At 59.9% G+C, this 22,776-nt stretch carries 16 protein-coding genes; 10 read left to right on the top strand and 6 right to left on the bottom strand.

What is annotated here, in order from left to right:
- Window positions 1-134: 134 nt before the first annotated feature.
- The 3 genes from I6L34_RS01880 to I6L34_RS01870 all read right to left on the bottom strand — a co-directional run bounded on the left by I6L34_RS01880 (window position 135) and on the right by I6L34_RS01870 (window position 4,217).
- On the bottom strand, window positions 135-1,256 hold the full coding sequence (locus I6L34_RS01880; protein ID WP_058056660.1) for an alkene reductase: 1,122 nt from the start codon (window positions 1,254-1,256) through the stop codon (window positions 135-137).
- A gap of 196 nt (window positions 1,257-1,452) precedes the next feature.
- Window positions 1,453-2,988, bottom strand: a complete 1,536-nt coding sequence (locus I6L34_RS01875; protein WP_021231440.1) for a TerC family protein — start codon at window positions 2,986-2,988, stop codon at window positions 1,453-1,455.
- Window positions 2,989-3,290: 302 nt separating this feature from the next.
- Entirely contained in the window at window positions 3,291-4,217 is a 927-nt protein-coding gene (locus I6L34_RS01870) for a cation diffusion facilitator family transporter (protein WP_058056662.1), read from the bottom strand.
- A 167-nt stretch (window positions 4,218-4,384) separates the two neighbouring features.
- On the opposite strand from I6L34_RS01870, the gene I6L34_RS01865 reads away from it, so the two are divergent.
- From I6L34_RS01865 to I6L34_RS01840, 6 genes are all read left to right on the top strand, one after another.
- On the top strand, window positions 4,385-7,456 hold the full coding sequence (locus I6L34_RS01865; protein WP_058056663.1) for an FAD-binding and (Fe-S)-binding domain-containing protein: 3,072 nt from the start codon (window positions 4,385-4,387) through the stop codon (window positions 7,454-7,456).
- A complete protein-coding gene (locus I6L34_RS01860) occupies window positions 7,456-7,944 on the top strand; it encodes a hypothetical protein (RefSeq protein ID WP_216955472.1) in 489 nt (162 codons plus the stop codon). The genes I6L34_RS01865 and I6L34_RS01860 overlap by 1 nt, the downstream gene beginning before the upstream one ends.
- Window positions 7,945-8,112: 168 nt before the next feature.
- Window positions 8,113-8,574 (top strand): hotdog fold thioesterase, encoded by a 462-nt coding sequence (locus tag I6L34_RS01855; RefSeq protein ID WP_058056665.1) that lies wholly within the window; start codon window positions 8,113-8,115, stop codon window positions 8,572-8,574.
- 180 nt (window positions 8,575-8,754) lie between these two features.
- Window positions 8,755-10,656 (top strand): DEAD/DEAH box helicase, encoded by a 1,902-nt coding sequence (locus tag I6L34_RS01850; RefSeq protein ID WP_005337260.1) that lies wholly within the window; start codon window positions 8,755-8,757, stop codon window positions 10,654-10,656.
- A gap of 332 nt (window positions 10,657-10,988) precedes the next feature.
- Window positions 10,989-11,471, top strand: a complete 483-nt coding sequence (locus I6L34_RS01845; RefSeq protein ID WP_058058505.1) for a molybdopterin-binding oxidoreductase — start codon at window positions 10,989-10,991, stop codon at window positions 11,469-11,471.
- A 1-nt stretch (window position 11,472) separates the two neighbouring features.
- Window positions 11,473-13,389, top strand: coding sequence for a bifunctional diguanylate cyclase/phosphodiesterase (locus I6L34_RS01840; protein ID WP_058056667.1), 1,917 nt, complete (start codon window positions 11,473-11,475; stop codon window positions 13,387-13,389).
- A 134-nt stretch (window positions 13,390-13,523) separates the two neighbouring features.
- Here I6L34_RS01840 and I6L34_RS01835 read toward each other — a convergent pair whose 3' ends face one another.
- The 3 genes from I6L34_RS01835 to I6L34_RS01825 form a co-directional block, all read right to left on the bottom strand.
- On the bottom strand, window positions 13,524-14,846 hold the full coding sequence (locus I6L34_RS01835; RefSeq protein ID WP_005361308.1) for a Na+/H+ antiporter family protein: 1,323 nt from the start codon (window positions 14,844-14,846) through the stop codon (window positions 13,524-13,526).
- Window positions 14,847-15,119: 273 nt separating this feature from the next.
- Window positions 15,120-15,797: a ribonuclease T gene (gene rnt / locus I6L34_RS01830; RefSeq protein ID WP_005333780.1), complete on the bottom strand. Its 678-nt coding sequence runs from the start codon at window positions 15,795-15,797 to the stop codon at window positions 15,120-15,122.
- 99 nt (window positions 15,798-15,896) lie between these two features.
- On the bottom strand, window positions 15,897-16,640 hold the full coding sequence (locus tag I6L34_RS01825) for a phosphatase PAP2 family protein (RefSeq protein ID WP_058056668.1): 744 nt from the start codon (window positions 16,638-16,640) through the stop codon (window positions 15,897-15,899).
- A gap of 248 nt (window positions 16,641-16,888) precedes the next feature.
- Between I6L34_RS01825 and I6L34_RS01820 the strand changes: the two genes are divergently transcribed.
- The 4 genes from I6L34_RS01820 to truA all read left to right on the top strand — a co-directional run bounded on the left by I6L34_RS01820 (window position 16,889) and on the right by truA (window position 22,706).
- A complete protein-coding gene (locus I6L34_RS01820; protein WP_058056669.1) occupies window positions 16,889-18,010 on the top strand; it encodes a 4-phosphoerythronate dehydrogenase in 1,122 nt (373 codons plus the stop codon).
- A gap of 193 nt (window positions 18,011-18,203) precedes the next feature.
- The gene (locus I6L34_RS01815; RefSeq protein WP_058056670.1) at window positions 18,204-19,220 is read left to right on the top strand and encodes an aspartate-semialdehyde dehydrogenase; all 1,017 of its coding nucleotides are present in this window, start codon (window positions 18,204-18,206) and stop codon (window positions 19,218-19,220) included.
- A 271-nt stretch (window positions 19,221-19,491) separates the two neighbouring features.
- Entirely contained in the window at window positions 19,492-21,696 is a 2,205-nt protein-coding gene (locus tag I6L34_RS01810; RefSeq protein ID WP_216955469.1) for a FimV/HubP family polar landmark protein, read from the top strand.
- Between the two features lie 200 nt (window positions 21,697-21,896).
- Window positions 21,897-22,706: a tRNA pseudouridine(38-40) synthase TruA gene (gene truA, locus I6L34_RS01805; protein ID WP_040066446.1), complete on the top strand. Its 810-nt coding sequence runs from the start codon at window positions 21,897-21,899 to the stop codon at window positions 22,704-22,706.
- The last annotated feature ends 70 nt before the right edge of the window (window positions 22,707-22,776 follow it).

Genomic DNA, 22,776 nt, shown 5'->3' with positions numbered 1-22,776 from the left:
GAAAGCGAGGGGAGAGAACAACGAGATTATTGCAACAGTGATTCGGTCAGTCATATCACTGTTGCTAATGCGCAACAATACGGCAGGCCCCAACCTGTGGGGCCTGCGTTACGTAGCCGGTTGGCCATCGACAATCAGCGGCTGGCGGTTGCGTCATCGGCCTGATAGACGGGGTAATCGGTCAGCCCCTTCTCGCCGCCGCCGAACAGGGTGGCCGGATCGTGGGGGGCCAGCGGATAGCCGTGGCGCAGCCGGTTCGGCAGATCCGGGTTGGCAACGAAGGGGCGACCAAAGCCAATCATGTCGGCCCAGCCCGCTTCGAGGGCGGCGCGTGCGCGATCACCATCATATTTACCGGCGTAGATCAGGGTGTTGGGGAAGGCATCGCGCAGACCCTGCTTGAAGTTCTCCGGCATCAGGGGGGCATCGTCCCAGTCCGCTTCGGCGATGTGCAAGTAGGTGACATTGAGCTGGCCCAGCAGGCGGGCGGCGGCCAGATAGGTCTCCTGCGGATTGGCATCGACGGTGCCGTTGAGGGTGGTGAGCGGCGCAAGACGCACCCCGACCCGATCGGCGCCGATTTCGCTATTGACTGCCTCGGTCACCTCTTTGAGAAAGCGCAGCCGGTTTTCCAGCGATCCGCCGTAATTGTCGGTGCGGGCGTTGGATTCGGAGTCGAGGAACTGGTTGATCAGATATCCGTTGGCGGCGTGCAGCTCGATGCCGTCAAAACCGGCGCTGATGGCGTTGCGAGCTGCCTGACGGAACTGGCCCACCACCGCATCGATATCGGCTTGAGTCATGGCGCGCGGAGTGACGGTCTCGACAAAGCCCGGCGCATCGCTGCCGTTATCGACGAACACCTTGACGCCCACTGCGGGCAGGGCTGAAGCGGAGATGGGCTGGGCGCCGCCGATGTTATCCGGATGGGTGACCCGGCCCACGTGCCAGAGCTGGGCGAAGATGGTGCCCCCCTTGGCGTGCACGGCATCGGTCACCATTTTCCAGCCAGCGATCTGCTCGGCGCTGTAGATGCCCGGCGTCCAGGCATAGCCCTTGCCCATGGGGTCGATTTGGGTGCCTTCGCTGATGATCAGGCCCGCCTCGGCGCGCTGGGCGTAGTAGCTCGCCATCATGGCGTTGGCCACATCACCGGGCTGACTGGCACGGGAGCGGGTCATGGGGGGCATGACGATGCGGTTGGCAAGGTGCAGCTGGCCGAGGCGCAGCGGGCAGAACAGGTGATCGTGGCTCATCTTGAGTTCCTCATGGTGGAAGTGAGGCCACTTTATGCCGCCATCTTGTTGTGAAAAAGAGGGGTAATTGCACAAGAGAATTGTGCTTGATGCAGCAATCAGTGCAACCCACCGGGAAAGGAGGCGTTGAGGCATAAAGTTGAAGCATAAAAAAGAGGGCCGTCTGGCCCTCTTCTATTTTCTGCCGGTGGCAGGCTCAAGCCGCGGCGGGCATCACTTTTACCCGCTCGATGCGCCGCTCGCTCACCTCGATCACCTCGAAGTTGAGCTGCTGCAGTTGCAACTGCTGACCCGGGGTGGGCAGGGTGCCGAAGTGGGAGAGCAGCATGCCCGCCAGGGTCACGTACTCGTCGCTCTCGCTCACCAGCCCCTCATGTTCCAGCACCTGCTCCACATGGTGGATGTTGGTGCTGCCGTTGATCAGCCACCCTTCGCCATCGCGCACGATATCCGGGGTTTCGTCCTCGTCTGGCAGCTCGCCGACGATGGCCTCCAGCAGATCGTGGGTGGTGACCAGCCCCTGGATCACACCAAACTCGTCGGAGACCAGAATCAGGCTCCCCTTGGCTTTGCGCAGCTCCGCCAGCAGGCGGATCACGTTGATGGTCTGCGGCACGATAATGGGGTCGTTCTGCTTGGCCAGTTCGCTCAAGGATTGCCCTTCGTTCAAGGCAAACAGCAGATCGCGCGCCTTGACCACCCCGATCACCTCGTCCAGATCCCCGTCACAGATAGGGAACAGGCTGTGGGGTTCGCGCTGCAGCAGGGCGCGGATCTCGTCGCTGGAGTCGTTGATATCAATCCAGGCCATCTCCGAGCGCGGGGTCATGATGGTGCGAATGGAGCGCTCGGCCAGCGACAGCACCCCGGTCACCATATAGCGCTCCTCCTCGCCAAAGCTCACCGGCGCTACGGCAGGGGCATCCAGATCGTCATCTGGCTGATCCTGATAGGCTTTGCTGCCCATCAATTTGAAGATGGCGGCAGTGGTGCGCTCGCGCAGCGGCTGTTTGGATTCGTGACGCATGGCGCTACGCTGGGCCAGCTGGTTGAAAAACTCGATCAGCACCGAGAAGCCGATGGCTGCGTAGAGGTAGCCCTTCGGAATGTGGAAGCCGAACCCTTCCGCCACCAGGCTGAAGCCAATCATCAGCAGGAAGCTCAGACAGAGCACCACCACGGTGGGGTGGGCGTTGACGAAGCGGGTCAGCGGCTTGGAGGCGAGCACCATCACCACCATGGCGATGGTCACGGCGGCCATCATCACGCCAAGGTGTTCCACCATGCCGACGGCGGTGATGATGGAGTCGAGCGAGAAGACCGCATCGAGCACCAGAATTTGGGCGATCACCACGCCGAAGCTGGCGTAGGCGCCGACCGGGCCATCATCCTGGGGCTTGGCTTCCAGCCGCTCATGCAGCTCGGAGGTGGCCTTGAACAGCAGGAACAGGCCGCCACCCATCAGGATCAGGTCCCGACCGGAGAAGGGGTGATCCCACAGGTGCAAAATCGGGGTGGTCAGGGTGACCAGCCATGACATGACGCTCAGAAGTCCTAGTCGCATCAGCAGGGCCAGCGACAGGCCGATGATGCGCGCCTTGTCCCGTTGGGCGGGGGGCAGTTTTTTCACCAGGATGGCGATAAAGACCAGGTTGTCGATCCCCAGCACGATTTCCAGAATGATCAGGGTAAACAGACCGATCCAGATATGGGGATCCAGCAGCAATTCCATTGTGACGACCTCAATAAAAACAGACAGAGCAAACAGTGATCACGGCGCAAGATGGCCGCAGTAACAGCAAGGCAAAGGTGTTATTCAGAGGCGCTGATTAAGCAGAAAAAGATAGGCTTTGACAGAGAGAGACGAAGGGCAACTTCGGGGATTGTCCATGATGGGCAATAAAACCTCGGGTGAAAAATGAGCCCTGATGATAACGGCTGGCGCCAATTTGGCAAGAGCCGCGTCAGTGGGCGTAATCGGGGGTTGTGATGCGACAGGGGGAGGCGGCGGTGCCGCGCTCCCCCGTGCGGTCGTTACAACCAGCGCTTTTCGCGGGTGAAACAGACCGACAGCCAGGCATCCCCCAGGGTGTCGCCAAGGCGAGACCAGAGCTCCTGACGCAGGGCATCCTGACGTTCGACGGGCCACTCCTGACCCGGTGCCACCAGAATGTTCAATTCCAGATCGAAGCGGCGACCGCTTTTGGCCAGATGGCTGTAGCACTCTATGCCGTGGCGCTGGCGCAGCGCCTCGATCTCCTGCTCTACTTGCCGTGGCACATCCCCCTTGGGGGCGATCTTCAACACTTCCCGCAGGTTGCGACCGAGCACCTTGATGGGAATGAGAGTGGCGCAGAGGGCCAGCAGCGAGACCAGCACCGGATCTATGTAGCGGTTGTATTGGCCGTAGCCGATGGCATCGAGGCCAATGGCGACCACGAAACCGATAAGCAGGGTGGCGCTGAGCAGGGTATCCACCAGCCACTCCTTGGAGTCGACCCGCACCAGCTCGGAGTCTACCTGTTCGGCAACCTGGGCTTCGATGCGATAGATGATGGCGCAGAAGAAGGTGGAGACGGCGGCATATATAAGGGCGTGGCCGAGATCGATCTCTCGTCCGCCATCCAGCAGGGTGGTGATGCCGCTATAGAGAGCGCCAAGGCAGAGCAGCAGAATAATGGAGCCGTTGATAACGTTGGTGATGGGCTCGAAGTGGGCGTAGCCATACTGGAAGCGCGCATCGGAAGGACGGGTAACGAGATAGGCGGTAACAAGACCGAGGCCTGTCATGCCCATGCTGAACAGGGTGAAGATACCATCGAGCATGATGGCGTTGGAACCGACGAAGAGGCCGTAGCCGATGCCGAAGATGGCAAAGGTGATACAACCGAACAGCGACAGGGTAAGCGCCTGTTTTTCGGTGGTGACCAGCGTACTGATAACATGGCTGTGGTGAGCCATAAAAGTCCTCCTTTCAAATGGTGAATATTGCCAAGCGCAAGCGGTTTTCTAGCTGATATACTGCCCGCTCACATGTGAGCGGACTGGCCTGACTGCCATTGACAGGCGGCTGGCCAGTCGTTGTCGCCGGCGTGCCGGCATCAAGCAAAGGATGGGAACAAGGATTCATGATCCCGAGACTCGATTACCAGGACAGTTTGTCACCCGCAACCCTGCAGTTTCTTGAGTTGCTAGAGCGCAGCGCATTTCGTGGTGATATCGAAAAGTCTTATGCAAGCCGGTTGGCGATGGCGACGGATAACAGCGTCTATCAGGTAGTACCTCAGGCGGTTCTCTATCCGCGCAGTGCGGATGACATAGCAGCAATGCTCAAGCTGGCCGCAGAGCCGGCGTTCGCCTCCTTGAGTTTTTTCCCTCGCGGTGGCGGTACCGGCACCAATGGTCAGTCATTGGGCGGCGGCATTATCGTCGATCTCTCCCGTTATATGAACCAGATCATGGAAATTAATCTGGAGGAGGGGTGGGTGCGTGCCCAGGCCGGGGTGGTGAAAGACCAGCTCAACGCCTATCTCAAGCCCCACGGCTACTTCTTCTCGCCGGATCTTTCCACCTCCAACCGCGCCACCTTAGGGGGCATGATCAACACCGATGCCTCGGGGCAGGGGTCTCTGGTCTACGGCAAAACCTCGGATCACGTGCTTAGCCTCAAAGCGGTGCTGGAGAATGGTGACCTGATGGCCACCGAGCCGCTGACCGGTGAGCGACTGGCCGACAAGCTGGCGCTGGAGAATCGGGAAGGGGAGATCTATCGCACCCTCTATCGTATCGGCAAGGAGCGCCGCGCCGACATCGAGGCGACCTTCCCCAAGCTCAATCGCTTTCTGACCGGCTACGATCTCAAGCACCTCTATCAACCCGATACCGACACGCTGGATGTGAGCCGGGTGCTGTGCGGATCTGAAGGGTCTCTCGGCTTTATCACCGAGGCCAAACTCAACATCACCCCCATCCCGCGCTACCGCACCCTGGTCAACGTCAAGTACGACAGCTTCCCCTCCGCCCTGCGCAATGCCCCCTTTATGGTGCAGGCGCAGGCGCTGTCGGTGGAGACGGTGGATTCCCGGGTGCTCGGGTTGGCCCGCGCCGACATCATCTGGCATTCGGTGAAAGAACTTATTCAGGATGTGCCCGGCAAGGATCTGCAAGGGCTCAACATTGTCGAGTTTGCCGATACCGACGAGGTAGAACACAAGGCCAAGGTGGCAGAGCTCTGCCGCCGTATCGACGCGCTGCTGGCCAAGGGCGAGGCGGGGATCATCGGCTATCAGGTGTGTGACCACTTGCCGAGCATCGAGACCATCTACACCATGCGCAAGAAGTCGGTGGGGCTGCTGGGCAACGCCGAAGGACGCAAGAAGCCGGTGGCGTTCACTGAAGATACCGCAGTGCCGCCAGAGTCGCTGGCCGATTTCATCATGGAGTTTCGTGCCCTGCTGGACGCCCACGGCCTCGACTACGGCATGTTCGGCCACGTCGATGCCGGTGTGCTGCACGTGCGCCCGGCGCTGGATTTGTGCGATCCCGAGCAGGAGGTGCTGCTGCGCCGCATCTCCGATCAGGTGGTGGCGCTCACCGCCAAATATGGCGGTCTGATGTGGGGCGAGCATGGCAAGGGCTTTCGCTCCGAATACAGCCCAGCCTTCTTTGGAGAGCTGTGGGAAGAGCTGCAGCGGGTCAAGGGGGCGTTCGACCCGACCAACCGCATCAACCCGGGCAAGATCTGTATCCCCTACGGTAGCGGCGCCGAGCTGGTGTCGGTGGATGGCCCCAAGCGCGGCAAGTATGACCGCCAGATCCCGCTCGCGGTGCGCACCAGCTACACCCGCGCCATGGATTGCAACGGCAATGGTCTGTGCTTCACCTTCGAGACCGACTCCCCCATGTGCCCCTCGGTCAAGATCAGCCGTGATCGCCGCCACTCCCCCAAGGGGCGGGCGGGCCTGATGCGTGAATGGTTGCGTCAGCTGGCGGAGCAGGGCTTTGACCCGCTGGCGGAAGAGGTGGCGCTGCAATCCGGTGGCGTGCGCTTCAAACAGCTGGTGGACAAGGTGCGCAACAGCTGGGCCAAACAGCGCGGCGAGTATGACTTCTCCCATGAGGTGATGGAGGCGATGGCGGGCTGCCTTGCCTGCAAGGCGTGCACCAGTCAGTGCCCAATCAAGGTGGATGTGCCCGATTTTCGCGCCCGCTTTATGCAGCTCTACCACGGCCGCTACCTGCGCGCTCCCAAGGATTACTTCGTCGGCACGGTGGAGAGCTATGCGCCGCTGCTTGCCAAGGCGCCGAAGCTGGTCAACTTCTTCCTCGAAAAAGAGTGGGCCCAGAAGGCGACCGAGAAGAGCATCGGCATGGTGGATGTGCCGCTGCTCTCGGTGCCGACCTTGGCCGAGAGCCTGCATGACAACCGCGCCCGCTATTTTGATCTGCCGGGTCTGGAGCGGATGAGTGCCGAGCAGCGCAAGCAGGTTGTGCTCATCGTGCAGGACCCCTTCACCAGCTATTACGACGCCCCTGTGGTGCGCGACCTGGTGAAACTCGCCAGCAAGCTCGGGTTCCAGCCCTACTTGCTGCCCTTTAAACCCAACGGTAAACCCCAGCATATCAAGGGGTTCCTGCGCGCCTTTGCCCGCACCGCCGCCAACAGCGCCCAGTTCCTCAACAAGGTGGCGGCGCTTGGCATTCCCATGGTGGGGGTGGATCCGGCCATGGTGCTTTGCTATCGCGACGAGTATGCCAAGGCGTTGGGGTCGGCTCGCGGCGATTTTCAGGTGTTGTTGCCGCAGGAGTGGCTGCTCTCGCTGCCGGTAGCTCAGTTGCCTGCTCGAACCGACAAGACCAAGAGCGAGGAGGGGAGCGAGCCCTGGTATCTGTTTGCCCACTGCACCGAGAAGACCGCCAAGCCCTCCACTCACGGTGACTGGAGCACCCTGTTTGGCCGTTTCGGGGCCAGTTTGCAGCCGGTCTCTGTGGGTTGTTGCGGTATGGCGGGCACCTATGGTCATGACGTCAAACAGGTGGAGAACTCCAAGGGGATCTATGGACTGAGCTGGGCTGAGCCACTCGCGCGCCTGCCCAAGGGACGCTGTCTGGCAACCGGCTATTCGTGCCGCAGTCAGGTCAAACGGATGGAGGGGGAAAAGCTCAAACATCCATTGCAAGCCCTGCTGGAGCTGCTCTGATGCTGACGTTTCCCAAGCGGTTTCGGGTGCCGAAGGCCTATCGGCACCCGCGTTTCTTGCTGTTACCCGCCACTCCTGCTCAGGCGGTGGTGGAGTTTGTTGCCATGTTGCGCGAGCGCGAGCAACTCCATCAACTGTTTCGCCCGAACGATATCTGGCCCTCGGCCAACTTCAGCCTGAGCCAGCACGAAGGAGATCTGGAGTGGCAGCAGTCGGAGTTTCTGGCCAAGCGCTCGTTCGCCTATGGCCTCTGGAGCCCGGATCGGGAGCCGCAATTTTGGGGCGGGGTTTATCTCTACCCCTCGGTGTTGCCTGAGGTAGCGGTGGAGCTCTTCTTCTGGAAGGTGGCCGAGGCGCCTATCACGGATGAGGAGTTGGAGATTCAGCTGCGCGACTGGCTCGCCAGGGTGTGGCCGTGGCCAGAACCCCGTCTGCCGGGGCGAGAAGTGCCTTGGTCCGAGTGGCCCGGCGTTACCTATCCCTGGTGACATCCCGCTTAAGGGCATGATTGTGTAACACGCAGTTCCGGGTCGGGGCTGCGTTGTTACCACGTCACCCGGTAACCAACAACTCATATAACAGAACCATTTTGCCGATGGAGGGCGTTTCACCCATATCGGTACGCATTCATCGCTTACATAAGGAGTCTGCTCGCAATGAGTCACGATATTGCGCCCATCTGGCGTAAACCCATGAGTCTGGAGGGGCTCAACGCCACCTCTCGCAACACCCTGATGGCCCATCTCGATATCGTCTACACGGCTTTTGGCACCGATTGGCTTGAAGCGACCATGCCGGTGGATCATCGCACTCACCAGCCCCTTGGCATGCTCCATGGTGGCGCGTCCGTGGTGCTGGCGGAAACCTTGGGATCGATTGCCGCCAATATGGCGGTCGGGCCAGATAGCTACTGTGTGGGGTTAGAGGTGAATGCCAACCATCTGCGAGCCAAGCGGGAAGGGGTGGTGACAGGGCGTTGTCAACCGCTCCATCTGGGAGCAACAACCCAGGTGTGGCAGATTGAAATTCGGGACGAACGTGAGCGTTTATTGTGCACCAGCCGACTGACCATGGCGGTGCTCAAACACAAGCGGGGCAAGGACTCCAGCGAGGAGTGATCTGCAATAACGCACTATGAGTGCAAAATAAGCAAGCCATACTCGTCAGATCCCTCTATAATTGCCAACGTCTTGAGAGGCTTATCACATTTTTCAAGACAGCAGAACAAAGTGGCGCTATAATCGCCGCCTTTTTGCTATTCCGCGGTGTTAGCCGCCTGCCTTAATCTGGAAGAATCTATGTCTGATACCGAACAACTGCCCCTTTTTAGTGAGCTTGGACTGGCCGCGCCTGTATTGAAAGCGCTGCAGGACGTGGGCTATGAGCGCCCGTCACCGATCCAGGCCGCAGCAATTCCCCACCTGATGGCGGGACACGATCTGCTGGGGCAGGCGCAAACCGGTACAGGGAAGACCGCTGCTTTTGCCTTGCCTCTGTTGTCTCGTCTGGAAGCTGGTAACCGCAACACCCAGATCCTGGTGCTGGCGCCTACCCGCGAACTGGCGCTGCAAGTGGCTGAAGCGTGCCAACGCTACGCCCACCACATGCCTGATTTCCACGTACTGCCCATCTACGGCGGTGCTTCCTACGAAACCCAGACCCGCGCCCTGCGTCGCGGTGCCCAGGTGGTCGTCGGTACTCCGGGCCGCGTGATGGACCTGATCCGTCGCAAGAACCTGGACCTCTCCGGCCTGAAAGCTCTGGTACTGGACGAAGCTGATGAAATGCTGCGTATGGGCTTCATCGACGACGTTGACTGGATCATGGAGCAGTGCCCGAGCACTCGTCAGGTTGCCCTGTTCTCTGCCACCATGCCGGAGCAGATCCGTCGCGTGGCCCAGAAGCACCTGAAGCAGCCCAAAGAGATCAAGATCGCCTCCAAGACTGCTACCGCTACCACTATTCGCCAGCGCTACTGGCAAGTGACCGGTCTGCACAAGTTGGACGCCATGACCCGTCTGCTGGAAGTGGAATCCTACGAAGCCCTGCTGGTATTCGTACGTACCAAGAACGCTGCCGAAGAGCTGGCTGGCAAGCTGGCCGCCCGTGGTCACGCCTGTGAAGCGCTGCACGGCGACATCCCGCAGAAACTGCGTGAGCGTACCGTCGACAAGCTGCGTCAGGGCCAGCTGGACATCCTGATCGCCACCGACGTTGTCGCCCGTGGTCTGGACGTTGAGCGCATCACCCACGTAGTGAACTACGACATTCCGTACGACACCGAATCTTACGTACACCGTATCGGCCGTACCGGTCGTGCCGGTCGTAAAGGCGAAGCCATCCTGTTCGTCGCTCCCCGCGAGCGTCGTATGCTGCGCGCCATCGAGCACGCAACCCGTCAGGCCATCGAGCCGATGAAGATGCCGAGCACCGAGGACATCAACCAGCATCGTCTGGCCAAGTTCAAGGAGCGCATCCGCGAAACCATGATGGGTGAAGAGCTCGAGATCTACCACAACCTGGTGAACGAGCTGATCGAAGAGGATTCTGCCGATCCGCTGGAGCTGGCTGCCGCACTGGCCAAGCTGGTACAGGGTGACCAACCGCTGCTGCTGGATGACTCCATTCCGGATCCGCTGCTGAATGCTGGCAACGATCGTGGTGGCTTCGAGCGCCGTGACTTCAACGACCGTGGTGGTCGTGACTTCGGTGACCGTGGCGATCGTCCTGCCCGTCGCATGCCGTCCCTCGAACCGCGTCCGCTGAAAGACAACCCGGATGTGGAGATGGAGCGCTATCGCGTAGACGTGGGTGCGCATCACGGCGTCAAGCCGGGCCAGATCGTAGGCGCCATCGCCAACGAAGCGAACATCGAGAGCCGCTTCATCGGCAACATCGACATCGCTGATGACTTCTCCACCGTCGATCTGCCGAAAGGCATGACCGCAGATGTACTGGAAGTGATCAAGAAAGCCCGTGTTTGCCAGCGTCCGCTGCAAATCACCCGCTACACCGAAGTGCCAGCCGGTGGTAACACCAGCAGCCGCCCGCCCCGTGGTGATCGTCCGTTCCGTGGCGACCGTCCTTTCAACAAGGATCGCCGTCCCCAGGGTGACCGTCCGTTCAACAAGAGCGGGGAGCGCCGTGAAGGTGGCTTCAACAAAGATCGCAAATTCGGTGGCAAGCGTCGCGAAAGCTGATTGCTGATCCCGTTATGAAGAAGGCCGCTCATTGAGCGGCCTTTTTTGTATCTGCGATAGGGACTGCACCGTCAGTTTGTCTGTGTGGGGGTCATATATCTGTTCCATAACCCAAGTCGTGAGCCAAAGGGACATGAATATTTTCCGATGCAGTTGTGACATTCGGAGCCAGGATGCCATGCTTTTGGTGGCATTCGGGTACAGCCTGATGCTGGTTGCCTGTTGTGGTGAGCTGGTTGCAGCAACATGGTTTTACATTGTGACTCTGCCGTTGTCATGTGGGTGAGCAGAGTGAAACCAATAAAATAAACAGTACGATACGGAGGTCTATCATGGGTGGATGGCTTGGCAGGATACTGCTGTTATCCGGCTGTCTCGTTTCTGGCATGGTGTTGGCTGATGATCCCTTTCTCAAGATCAAGGGGGATGGCTGTTGCAATGGTAAAGGGGAGGTCGTGTTGACCCGGGCCGAGTTTGAGGCTTTACCTCAGACAGAGGTCAAGACCCAGACCCCCTGGACCGAGGGGGACCACACCTATCGTGGCGTGCTGCTGCGAGAGCTGGTCAAGATATATGGTCTCAAGAGTGGGGAGGTCAAGGCGGTCGCCATCAATGACTACTGGGCGGCGGTGCCGCTGGAAGATGGAGATAAGTATGCGGTACTGCTGGCCGAGAAGCAGGATGGCAAGGCGTTGACCCTGCGCAACAAGGGGCCGCTCTGGATCATCTATCCCCTCTCTGATCACCCGGAGCTGAACAAGGAGCTCTATCACAGCCGGATGGTGTGGCAACTGACGGCGATCGAGAGCAAATAAGATGCTGCGCGGCAAGTTTCTGAGCTTGATCCTGATGGTGACTACCTTTTTGGGGGTTGCCATCTGGTCGGTCTGGAACTATGACCGTGCATTCAATGCAGTGACTCGCTATACCCAGCTCTCCGCCTGGGCGTTGGCGCAGCTGGAGTTGGAAATCCATGGCTTTGATGAAGCGCTCTCTCTCTATCGCACCGGTTCGACCAGTCAGGAAGAGATGAACAAGCGCTTTGATATTGCCTGGAACCGCCTCGATGTCTTCCTGCACGGGGAGGAGGCCAAGCCGGTGAGAACCCGCTTTGGGGCTGAACAGGCAGCAGGCAAGATCATGGCCCTGTTCGAGAAGTATGAGCAGGCCGTGGTTAGCGGAGAGCGAGATTCAAAAGAACTTGCTCGTTTTGCCGAGGAGTTGGCTCGGGATCTGGCTGCGATCCGCGATGTGATGGTGAAAAATTTCACCGGCCCATCCGCTATTGCCCAGCGGGAGGTACTCAACTCGTCGCGTATTCAGAACTTCTTCATTCTGGCTTTCTTGATGTTGGCGACCGTGGTGATGCTGCTGATGCTGTTTCGCGAAGTGCGCCACCAGCACTTTCTTGCGTGGAATGATGCGCTAACCCGCTTGCCAAACCGGGCCTCCTTGATCAAACACCTCAAGCAGCTGACGGGACATAAAGGGGGGCGCAGTAGCGTGACCGTCTGTCTGGTGGATCTTGGCCATTTCAGGGAGGTAAATGACAGCCTGGGCTACGAGGTGGGGGATGCATTGCTGACGCAACTGGCCGAGCGGATCCGCGCGGTATCGGTTGACGGTCTCTTTGCCGCCCGTACCGGTAGCGATGAGTTTGCCATCATTATTTCCGGCGTTATGCCCACCTATTTGCGCTTTCCATTTCTGGAGCAGCTGCGTAACGAACTTGCCGGGCTCGCCTTGGCGACTGATCCCGCCCACCGGGTGCGGGTCTTTATGGGGGTCAGCCAGTACGTGCGACCGGTACACACGCCGGAGGAGATGCTGCTGTTTGCCGATATCGCCCTCGACAGTGCCAAGCGCAAGCGGCTGAATCGTTACGTGGTTTTCTCCAGCAGCATGTATCAGCACTATCTGCGTAACCGCCGTTTGTCGACCGAGTTGCGCGAGCTGATCCAGCACCACAGCAATTTGCAGTTGAGCCTCTACTATCAGCCGATTGTCCGTGGTCAAGGCACGGTGCGACTGGGAGCCGAGGTACTGATCCGCTGGAATCACCCGGAGTACGGTTTTATTCCGCCCCTCGATATCATTTCGCTGGCGGAAGATAACGGGCTGGGGGAGGCGCTCGGGTTATGGATCTTCCGGCGCTTGCAGCTTGATCTCGCTACTTTCCCGAGCGACTTGATTGAACCGCTGGAGATCTCGGTCAACCTCTCGAGTTCCATGTTCACTATGGAGTTGGCAGCCCAGCTGGATGAGAACATGAGGGAGGGGCCGCTAAGCCTGCAACAGCTGATCGTCGAGCTGACCGAAACGATTGCTCTGGATGATATCGAGCTGAGCAAGCAGATCATCGACACCTTGCGCCAGATTGGAGTACGGGTTGCCCTCGATGATTTCGGTACCGGCTGGTCATCGTTCTCCTACTTGCGGGAACTCTATTTCGACAAGCTCAAGATTGACCGCTCATTTATCACGGCCATCGACAACGATACCCGTCAGGCGCTGTTCGTCGAGGCGATCACCAGCCTCTCTCATCAACTCGGTGTGCGGGTGGTGGCGGAAGGGGTGGAAAACAATGATGAGCTGAAGGCAGTGCTGAGCATCGGCGTGGATGAAATTCAGGGCTATTTCTACTCGAGGCCCTTGCCGCTACAGGACTTTTTGCTGTTCTGCCATCGCTATTTTATCAATCGGAGCATCATGCAGGAGGTGGCGCTGGGTTAGCGAGCAGTGCCTTTTCACCGTTACCACAAGCTACCGTGCTGTTGTTCATCTAGCCGAATAAACAAAGAAGGCGACCATCAGGTCGCCTTCTTGTTGTGCATTGTGACGTGCAGAGTTCGCAGCCCGAGGGGCTATCAGAGCACCATGGCGGCAATCCAGCCGAAGATCACCAGCGGGATGTTGTAGTGAATAAAGGTGGGCACCACGCTGTCCCAGATATGGTCGTGCTGGCCGTCGGCGTTGAGGCCGGAGGTGGGGCCCAGCGTCGAGTCGGAGGCCGGTGAACCCGCATCCCCCAGCGCGCCAGCGGTACCGACCAGTGCGATGATCGCCATCGGTGAGAAGCCAAGCTGCAGACAGAGCGGCACATAGATGGTGGCGATGATAGGCACGGTGGAGAAGGAAGAACCGATCCCCATGGTGATGAGCAGGCCCACCAGCAGCATCAGGAAGGCGGCGATGCCTTTGTGCTGACCGATGCCGGAGGCGACCACCTGTACCAGAGAGTCGACCCCGTGAGTCGCCTTCATCACGGCGGCAAAACCGGCAGCGGAGATCATGATGAAGCCGATCAGCGACATCATCCGCACCCCCTGGGTGAAGGCATCCTGGCTTTCGCGAAACTTGATGACGCCGCCGCAGGTGAAGATGACAAAACCGGCCAGTGCACCCAGTACGATGCTGTTGGTCATCAGTTGCAGCCCCAGCGCTACGCCAATGGCCAGCAGAGCCACCCAGATGTGGGTGAGGTTGAGCTCGACCGCTTCGGGCTCGGCATCCAGGATCTTGGCCAGATCGTACTGGCGCGGTTTGCGATAGCTGATGAATACCGCAATCAGCAGGCCCAGTACCATACCGGCGACCGGAATGGCCATCGCCAGCGGGATCTGGCTGGTGGTGATGGGCACGCCGTTATCAATCAGGTTCTTGGCCAGAATGTTGTTCAGGAAGATGCCGCCAAAGCCGACCGGTAGCACCATGTAGGTGGCGGTCAGACCAAAAGTGATGACACAGGCCACCTGACGACGGTCAATCTGCATCTGCGCCATCACATGCAGCAGCGGCGGGATCAGGATGGGAATAAAGGCGATGTGAACCGGGATCAGGTTTTGGGAGGAGATCGCCACGGCCAGCACGGAAGAGAGCAGCAGGGTTTTGACCCACATGATGCGGGTCGAGCTGGCATCCTTGCCCAACTGGTTGATCACCTTGCGGGCCAGCAGGTCGGTGATCCCGGAGCGGGAGATGGCAACCGCAAAGGCGCCCAGCATGGCGTAGGAGAGAGCAATCTCGGCGCCACCGCCCAGGCCACCGCTGAAGGTGGTGAGGGTATCGGTCAACGACAGCCCACCGACCAGGCCGCCAGCAATGGCCCCCAGCGCCAGCGAGACCACCACATTGATCCGCAGCAGACTGAGCACCAGCATCAGCCCGACTGCGATAACAACTGGATTCATTTGATTTCCTTATAGTTTGTTATTGCTGTCTGTCATGTGAAGGGGAGTTAGTTTGCGAAAAATGTGACAAATGTCGAGTAAAAAATCAGTCAAACCTCTCATATCGCAGCCGCATGTGGCACAAGGTTGCTCAACATGAGGGGTTGTGACCTGTTTGTCTCCGTTCATCGCATGCGCAGCGATTGATAGTGACATTGATGGCTATTTCCGGTGCGCCGTGCAATCAATCATTTCCCCAAAAAGCGAAGGCTGCCAGTGGCAGCCTTCGTCCGTTTATTCTTGCCCCTCATCATCGGCAGGGGCATCGGTTGTGTCATCATCCGGATGCGCTGGCGGCCATCCCCCCATGCTCTTCCAACGGTTGACGATATGACAGAACAGCTCTGTGGTGCGTTCGGTGTCATAGAGGGCCGAGTGCGCCTCTTTATTGTCAAACGGGATGCGGGCGCTCTGGCACGCTTTGGCCAGCACTGTCTGACCCAGCGCCAATCCGGAGAGAGCAGCGGTGTCGAAGGTGGCAAACGGGTGGAACGGATTGCGCTTGAGGCCCGCGCGCTCGGCGGCAGCCATCACGAAGCCGTGATCGAAGGTGGCGTTGTGGGCCACTATGATGGCTCGGCCGCAATCCTGCTCCTTCATCCCCTTGCGGATCCCCTTGAAGATCTCGGTCAGTGCCTCTTTTTCAGAGACAGCGCCACGCAACGGGTTGTAGGGGTCGATGCCGGTGAACTCCAGCGCAGCCTTTTCCAGGTTGGCCCCTTCGAAGGGCTCGACATGAAAGTGGAATACCTGATCGGGAACGAGCCAGCCCTGCTCATCCATTTTCAGGGTGTAAGCCGCGATTTCGAGCAGGGCATCGGTCTTGGCGTTGAACCCGGCTGTTTCAACATCGATGACGACGGGGTAAAAACCACGGAAACGGCCCTTGAGGGTATGAACTGCGTCGGTCATGGGAGCTCGGTCGGGATAAAATGAGGCGGCATTATGGCAAAAAAGCACAGGCTTGTCCTCCCATCCCACGCAGGATGCCGCGCCAAGATGGCGCCGGATTCAATATCTGTGCAGCCACCAGCGGGCTGCAATCAGCGCTGTGAGCGTACCCAGTAGAGCGCTGGCCAGTACATCCACCGGCCAGTGCATCCCCATTACCATGCGCGACAGACCAATTCCCAGTGCCCACAGTGGCAGCAGCCAGACGCCTGTGGGGGCGCGGGCCAGCCAGATAAGGCCAAAGAACTGGGCCAGGCTGATGGCGGCGATGCTGTGGCCAGAGGGGAAGGCGTAGTTTACCTCGGCCTGCCAGTGGTGGCCGAGCCACTCGGGCAGGGCCAGCAGCTGGCTGGCGGCGTGAACCTGTTCGCTGCGCACATCGACGCTACTGGCGTAGAAGTGCTTGATGGCCGGGATCAGCGACTGACTCTCCAGCCAGAGCAGATAGGGTCTGGGCTCTTCGGTCAGGTGCTTGATCAGGCTTTTGAGCACCCAGTCGCTGGCAAGCAGGGCCGCCAGTGCACACCCCAGCGCAATGAAGGAGGCCCACTCCAGTCTCAGTTTGTAGCGAGTCAGCATCAGCAAGAGGGCGCCACTGACCCCGATCCCGGGAAGATCGACCATGCGGGTGAGGGCGTATGACCACCATAACCAGCCTGATTGCAGGGAGCCGGTCAGAAAAGGCTGCCAGGGCAGGGTGGCGAGCAGTAACAGGGGCAGGATCAACAGGGCAGTGAAGCCAAGCACCTGGCTGCGGGTGAGTGAGGCGGTTGATGTTGGGTGCGACGAAGTGTGTGGCGGCATGGTGGGTATGGGCGATCGCGAAAAAAGAGGGGCATTGTGCCACCGTGATATGCTCGTACAAAGCCGAGCAGCACGTTTGTTACCTCTGCTTACACATTTGTGGCGACATCCTCTGTTTGAGCGGGCGGATGGAGCGGCTGCCGCGCAATGTGGTCCCGTTTCGCGCCGGATTGCATCACAGGCTGAAATCTCGGGCGGCTTTGCGCTAGAATGGCGCCCCCGTGGCGGTTGTGACCAAAGAGAGCCCGATGAAGATAGTCGTTGATGAGAATATGCCCCATGCCGTGGAACTGTTTGCCGAATTTGGCGAGGTGGTCGCCTTGCCCGGACGGCAGATGCAGGCCCGCGATCTGCTGGATGCCGATGTGCTGCTGGTGCGTTCGGTCACCCGCGTCAACGGCGATTTGCTGGCGACCAGCCCCAAACTCGGGTTTGTCGGCACCGCCACCATAGGCACAGACCATGTGGACAAGGCGTTGCTGGCAAGCCGCAATATTCCCTTCTTCAGCGCCCCCGGTTGCAACAAGTATTCGGTGGGGGATTATGTACTCTCCGCCCTGCTGGTGCTGGCCGAGCGTTACGAACTCGACCTCTCGGACATGACTTTGGCGGTGATTGGCGCGGGCAATACCGGCGAGTGCGTGGCTGGCAAGGCCCAAGCGCTCGGCATGCGGGTGCTGCGCTGCGATCCGCCCAAGGCGCGGGAAAATCCCGCAGCGGGTTTTGTCGATTATCAGACCGCTCTTGGCGCCGATATCGTCAGCTTCCATGTGCCCATTACCCGTGAAGGGCTGGATGCCACCTACCATCTGTTCGATGCCGAACAGATTGCCGCGCGCCCTGCCGGACAGATCCTGATCAACGCATCCCGTGGCGAGGTGTGGGATAACCGGGCCCTGCTGGCGCGCCAGTTGGGCGATGCGCCTTTGCGACTGGTGATGGATGTGTGGGAGAACGAGCCCGAGCCACTGGCTGCGCTGGTGCCCCATACCGAGATTGCCACCCCCCATATCGCCGGTTACAGCCTGGAGGGGAAGGCCCGCGGTACCTGGATGCTCTATCAGGCGCTCTGCCAGCAGCTGGGACGCCAGCCTCGTCAGGATTTGAGTCAGCTGTTGCCCGCCCCCGATGTGCAGGCGGTGGTGCCGGGCCGTGCGCCGGATCAGGCGCTGATCAAGCAGCTGGTGCATCTGGTTTATGACGTGCGTCGCGATGATGCCCGTTTCCGGGCCCGACTCGGTCTGCCCAGCAGCTTTGACGAGCAGCGCAAACACTATCCCGAGCGCCGTGAACTATCCTCCCTGCAGGTTGAGGGGGCGTTTGCCGACCAGGCGCTGGGCGCGTTGGGATTTGCGCTGTCACGCCCCTGAATCGGGGACTAGGAGTTGGAAGATAACCGGAAGGGGTGAGCCGTACTGCCTACCTCGACCCCATTTTTTACTGAGCTGGCGCAGATGCTACTGCGCCGGCTCAGCCATATCAGGCTGCGTCATCTCGCCGTGCGGGAGCCTGCCGACCATGGCGCCACCCGGCGCCATTGCAGCATTATCAGAGGAGAACAGAATGAGCCAGCAGTTTAACGTAGCGGTATTGGGTGCCAGCGGCGCCGTGGGTCAGGCAATGATCGAGATCCTGGAAGAGCGCGAATTTCCGGTAGCGACCCTCTATCCGCTGGCTTCCAGCCGCAGCGCCGGTGATACCGTGCGCTTTGGCGGCAAGAACCTCGAGATCCTCGATGTGGAGGAGTTTGACTGGAGCCAGGTGCAGATCGCACTCTTCTCCGCCGGTGCCGATGTCTCTGCCAAGTGGGCGCCGATTGCTGCCGAACACGGCTGCATCGTCATCGACAACACCTCCTGCTTCCGTTACGACGAAGATATCCCGCTGGTGATCCCGGAAGTGAACCCGGATGCGCTGGCCGATTTTCGCAATCGCAACATCATCGCCAATCCCAACTGCTCCACCATCCAGATGCTGGTGGCCCTGAAGCCGCTGCACGACGAAGTGGGCATTGCCCGCATCAACGTGGCCACCTATCAATCCGTGTCAGGCTCCGGCAAAGAGGGGGTTAGTGAGCTGGCAGGCCAGACCGCTCATCTGCTCAACGGTCGTCCGGTGGAACCGACCCTCTATCCGCAACAGATCGCCTTTAACCTGATCCCGCAGATCGACAGCTTCACTGACAACGGCTACACCCGTGAAGAGATGAAGATGGTGTGGGAAACCCAGAAGATCCTCGGCGATGCCAGCATTGCCGTGAACCCCACCTGCGTGCGGGTGCCGGTCTTCTACGGCCACGCCGAGGCGGTACACGTTGAGCTGCACCAGCCGCTCGATGCCGAACAGGTCAAGGAGCTGCTCCGCAATGCGCCGGGTGTGACCCTGTTTGATGACGAAGGGGACTATCCGACCCCGGTGCGTGACGCAACCGGCAAGGATGAGGTGCTGGTGGGTCGGGTGCGCCAGGATATTTCTCATCCAAGTGGTATCAATATGTGGATCGTGGCCGATAACGTTCGTAAGGGCGCGGCAACCAACAGTGTACAGATTGCCGAGCTGCTGGTTCGCGACTATCTGTAAGGCCGGTCAGATGCCACAGATGCGCAGCAGGGAGTGCTGCGCATCCGGCCTGTGATCAAACCGGGGTGTGACCCATGCCGCACTCCGTCACTTCAAGATTCTGTTGCGATATCAACTGATTAAGTTTTTTCCTACACTCAGGGTCAAGTTGGGTGCTAAATGTGTCGGACTGCTGGCTTGCCAGGCGAGCCTGATTTATATTGAACCGACTGTTTTGGGGTAACTATCCAGATTTTTCAATGTGATAGGGCCGTCATACGAAGGAACGAATATGGGACATTCCCGCATAACATTGGCAACGCTACTCGCATTGGGTCTGCTGGGCACCGTCCAGGCTGAAGACTCGGCGCGGGAGCCTTTTTTTGTCGAGCTAAAAGGCCCTGACGAACCCGCACCTCCCGCCGTCAATTCCCAGCCGCTGGCGCAGCCGGTCGCCAGACCCGTCGCACAACCGGTGCGTGCAACCGCCCAGCCGGTGACGCGTCAGGTCACTGCCAATGCCGGTAGCTATGGCCCTGTTCGTCCGACCGATACCCTCTGGAGCCTGGCGAGCAAATATCGCCCCTCCAATCGGGTCAGCGTCTACCAGACCATGGTGGCGATTTACGAGAAAAACCCCCGCAGTTTTGCCGATGGCAATATCAACCACATTCTGGTGGGCTCCCGCATTCTGCTGCCGACCGCGGCCGAGGCGAGCGTCATCACTGATGCACAGGCCCGCGCCAAGTTCCGCAGCGACAACGCCAGCTGGAAGGGGTTAAGCCCCAAATATCTGGCTGACAAGCAGGCCCATACCGCCAAGCCGGCTGCCGCCAAACCCGCGAAGGTGGAAGCCGCCAAGACCGAGCCGGTGAAGGCTGCGCCTGCGCCGCTGTCAGTGGCGAAAGCCGCCCCCATTCCCGCCCCGGTGGTGGCTCCGCAACCGGCTGCTGAAACCAAAGAAGTGGCCAAGGTGAGCGAGCCTGCGCCGAAAGAGGCGGTAGCACCTGCTCCGAGCGCAGCAGAAGGCACCACCCCGGCGCCTCTGCCTTCCGATCTGGATAAACCGGTGGGCAAACCGGCTACCGAGATGGCGCTGGCACTGGAAGATGCCAATGCCCAGCTCGGCCAGGTGACCGAGATGAACCACAGGCTCAAACTGCGTCTGCAATCCCTGACCGAAGAGGTGGAGACCCTCAAGGCACAGCTGCAGGATCAGACGGCGCTGCAAAAAGAGATTGCCGAGCTCAAGGCCCAACCGGTCCCGCCGGTGGCAGCCGAGCTGGAGCCTGAGAAAAACTGGTTGATGGATCTGCTCTCCTCACCGCTCAACCTCGCCATGATCATCCTGCTGCCAGTGCTGCTGGTATTGGCGCTGGTGACCCTGTGGCTGCGTGCCCGTGCCCGCCGCGAACTGGAAGAGCAGGAGAAGAGCCTCTCCGAATCCACCGCCATGATGATGGATCAGGAGCAGAGCGAGTTTGATGATCTGCTGAGCGTCGATGTGACCGACAACGAGCCGGTGCGCCCGGTGCCGGATCTCAACACCCCGGATGGCTTTATGCCGATGGAGCCTGACGAGCCGGCCGCCAAGCCGGATGTCGATCTGGTGTTCAGCGACGAGGGCGAGATGGAGCTGCAGGGCTTCGAGCCCGAGCGGATGGCGGCCCAGCCAGCCAGTCGTGACCCGGATCTGGTGCCGGATCTCGATCTCTCGCTGGATGAGCCCATTGCGCTGGCCAACGAGCCCGCCATGGATCTGGCCAGCGAGTTCAACCCCAAGCCCAAGGCCGCTGACGAGATCATGAGCGAAGAGGAGCTGCAGGCAGCCCTGTTTGCCGAGCTGGATGCGGATCTCTCAGCTGACCTCGAGCCCGATTTGAGCTCCATCGACGAAGTCGGCGCCGCTGACGACGATCTGGCGAGCTTCGATCTCGGCGATTTCGACAGTGCCCTCGACGAGCCTGCTGCTGGCAAAGATGATAACGCCATTGATCTCAGTGCCGTAGAGGACGCTGACGAGAGTGCGGATGCCATGCTGGCCGAGCTCGGTCTTGAGCCTGTCAAGGCGAAAGAAGCGGAGCTGGATCTGGAGTGGGATCCCAACGAGCTGGCGCTCTCCGATTTCGAAGATGCGTTCGCCGAGGTGGAGTCTCATCCGGCAGATGTTCAACCCCGTGAGCAGGCGCAAGAGAGCGGCTACGTCGAGATCGACAAGCTGCTGGCCGAAGCGGATGCCACCGCGCCGGAGCAGGAGCCGTATCAGGGCTTCTCGCTGGATGTGGGGCTCGATGGCTTCCCCGAGGTGCTGCCGGAATCCACCGGGTTTGATGTGGATGCCGACGACGGCGGTGTAGGAGCCAAGCTGGATCTGGCCCGTGCCTACCTCGAGATTGACGACAAGGATAGCGCCCGCGAGCTGCTGCAAGAGGCGGCGGAGCAGGGTAGCGATCACCTGCGTGCCGAAGCCGAGAAGTTACTCAAGCGGTTGGGCTAAAGCATCTCCCATCACGGGGTCAGCAAAACGGGGGCAGCCAGCAGGCTGCCCTCTTCTTTTGGCGATTTGCGATGGGGGGATCATGGCCGCGCAGGCTGACCATCCAGGCCAATTGCGCGTGTGGTGGGACTTTTCGGGCTGAGCGCGTATAATCCGCCCCGTTTCTTTCACTGCGTTTTCACAACAAGACAAGTTTATCCATGCGAATTGCCCTAGGTATTGAATATGACGGCAGCCGGTATTTCGGCTGGCAGCGTCAGCGTGAAGTGATCAGCGTGCAGGCTGAACTGGAGACGGCGCTGAGCCGGATTGCCAACCACCCTGTCTCCATCCAGTGTGCCGGGCGCACCGATGCCGGTGTCCATGCGACCGGTCAGGTGATCCACTTCGATACCGAGGCGAACCGTGCCGAAGGGGCTTGGACCCTGGGGCTCAATTCCAACCTGCCGCCGGATATCGCCGTGCGCTGGGTCAAGCAGGTGGACGAGAGCTTCCACGCCCGCTTCAGCGCCACCGCCCGTCGCTACCGCTATGTCATCTACAACCACAACTACCGGCCGGCGATCCTCGGCAGTGGCGTCAGCCACTACCACGAGACCATCGATGCGGAGTTGATGCACCAGGCGGGCCAGAGCCTGCTGGGGGAGCACGACTTCAGCACCTTCCGTGCTGTCGCCTGCCAATCCAACACCCCGTGGCGCAATGTGACCCATCTGTGTGTCAGCCGCTCCGGCCCCTACATCGTGCTCGACATCAAGGCCAACGCCTTCCTGCACCATATGGTGCGCAACATCACCGGCTCCCTGCTGCTGGTGGGGCAGGGGCTCAAACCGGTGGAGTGGATTGCCGAGGTGCTGGCTGCCAAGGATCGTAATCTGGCCGGGCCGACCGCCAAGGCCGGTGGCCTCTATCTGGTCGACGTGGATTACCCAGCCGAGTTTGCTCTACCGCAGTTGCCGCTCGGCCCGCTGTGGCTGCCGGACTCGGCACCGGGTACGACCAGTTTTTAGTAACTGCGCCCGAAAAATTGTGGTTTAATGACCCGTCATTTGTTGCCATCGAGCTATTAAGTCATTGAAC

The sequence above is a fragment of the Aeromonas sp. FDAARGOS 1404 genome, assembly GCF_019047085.1.
Lineage (GTDB): Bacteria > Pseudomonadota > Gammaproteobacteria > Enterobacterales > Aeromonadaceae > Aeromonas > Aeromonas veronii.
This window is presented reverse-complemented; position numbering and strand designations above follow the sequence as displayed.

Bases quoted from the DNA above. Each gene is read 5' to 3' on its own strand.
- I6L34_RS01855 (WP_058056665.1), top strand. From the start codon at position 8,113: ATGAGTCACGATATTGCGCCCATCTGGCGTAAACCCATGAGTCTGGAG.
- I6L34_RS01840 (WP_058056667.1), top strand. From the start codon at position 11,473: ATGCTGCGCGGCAAGTTTCTGAGCTTGATCCTGATGGTGACTACCTTT.
- I6L34_RS01850 (WP_005337260.1), top strand. From the start codon at position 8,755: ATGTCTGATACCGAACAACTGCCCCTTTTTAGTGAGCTTGGACTGGCC.
- I6L34_RS01825 (WP_058056668.1), bottom strand. From the start codon at position 16,640: ATGCCGCCACACACTTCGTCGCACCCAACATCAACCGCCTCACTCACC.
- rnt (WP_005333780.1), bottom strand. From the start codon at position 15,797: ATGACCGACGCAGTTCATACCCTCAAGGGCCGTTTCCGTGGTTTTTAC.
- I6L34_RS01880 (WP_058056660.1), bottom strand. From the start codon at position 1,256: ATGAGCCACGATCACCTGTTCTGCCCGCTGCGCCTCGGCCAGCTGCAC.
- I6L34_RS01835 (WP_005361308.1), bottom strand. From the start codon at position 14,846: ATGAATCCAGTTGTTATCGCAGTCGGGCTGATGCTGGTGCTCAGTCTG.
- I6L34_RS01870 (WP_058056662.1), bottom strand. From the start codon at position 4,217: ATGGCTCACCACAGCCATGTTATCAGTACGCTGGTCACCACCGAAAAA.
- I6L34_RS01865 (WP_058056663.1), top strand. From the start codon at position 4,385: ATGATCCCGAGACTCGATTACCAGGACAGTTTGTCACCCGCAACCCTG.
- I6L34_RS01860 (WP_216955472.1), top strand. From the start codon at position 7,456: ATGCTGACGTTTCCCAAGCGGTTTCGGGTGCCGAAGGCCTATCGGCAC.
- I6L34_RS01845 (WP_058058505.1), top strand. From the start codon at position 10,989: ATGGGTGGATGGCTTGGCAGGATACTGCTGTTATCCGGCTGTCTCGTT.
- I6L34_RS01875 (WP_021231440.1), bottom strand. From the start codon at position 2,988: ATGGAATTGCTGCTGGATCCCCATATCTGGATCGGTCTGTTTACCCTG.
- I6L34_RS01810 (WP_216955469.1), top strand. From the start codon at position 19,492: ATGGGACATTCCCGCATAACATTGGCAACGCTACTCGCATTGGGTCTG.
- I6L34_RS01820 (WP_058056669.1), top strand. From the start codon at position 16,889: ATGAAGATAGTCGTTGATGAGAATATGCCCCATGCCGTGGAACTGTTT.
- truA (WP_040066446.1), top strand. From the start codon at position 21,897: ATGCGAATTGCCCTAGGTATTGAATATGACGGCAGCCGGTATTTCGGC.
- I6L34_RS01815 (WP_058056670.1), top strand. From the start codon at position 18,204: ATGAGCCAGCAGTTTAACGTAGCGGTATTGGGTGCCAGCGGCGCCGTG.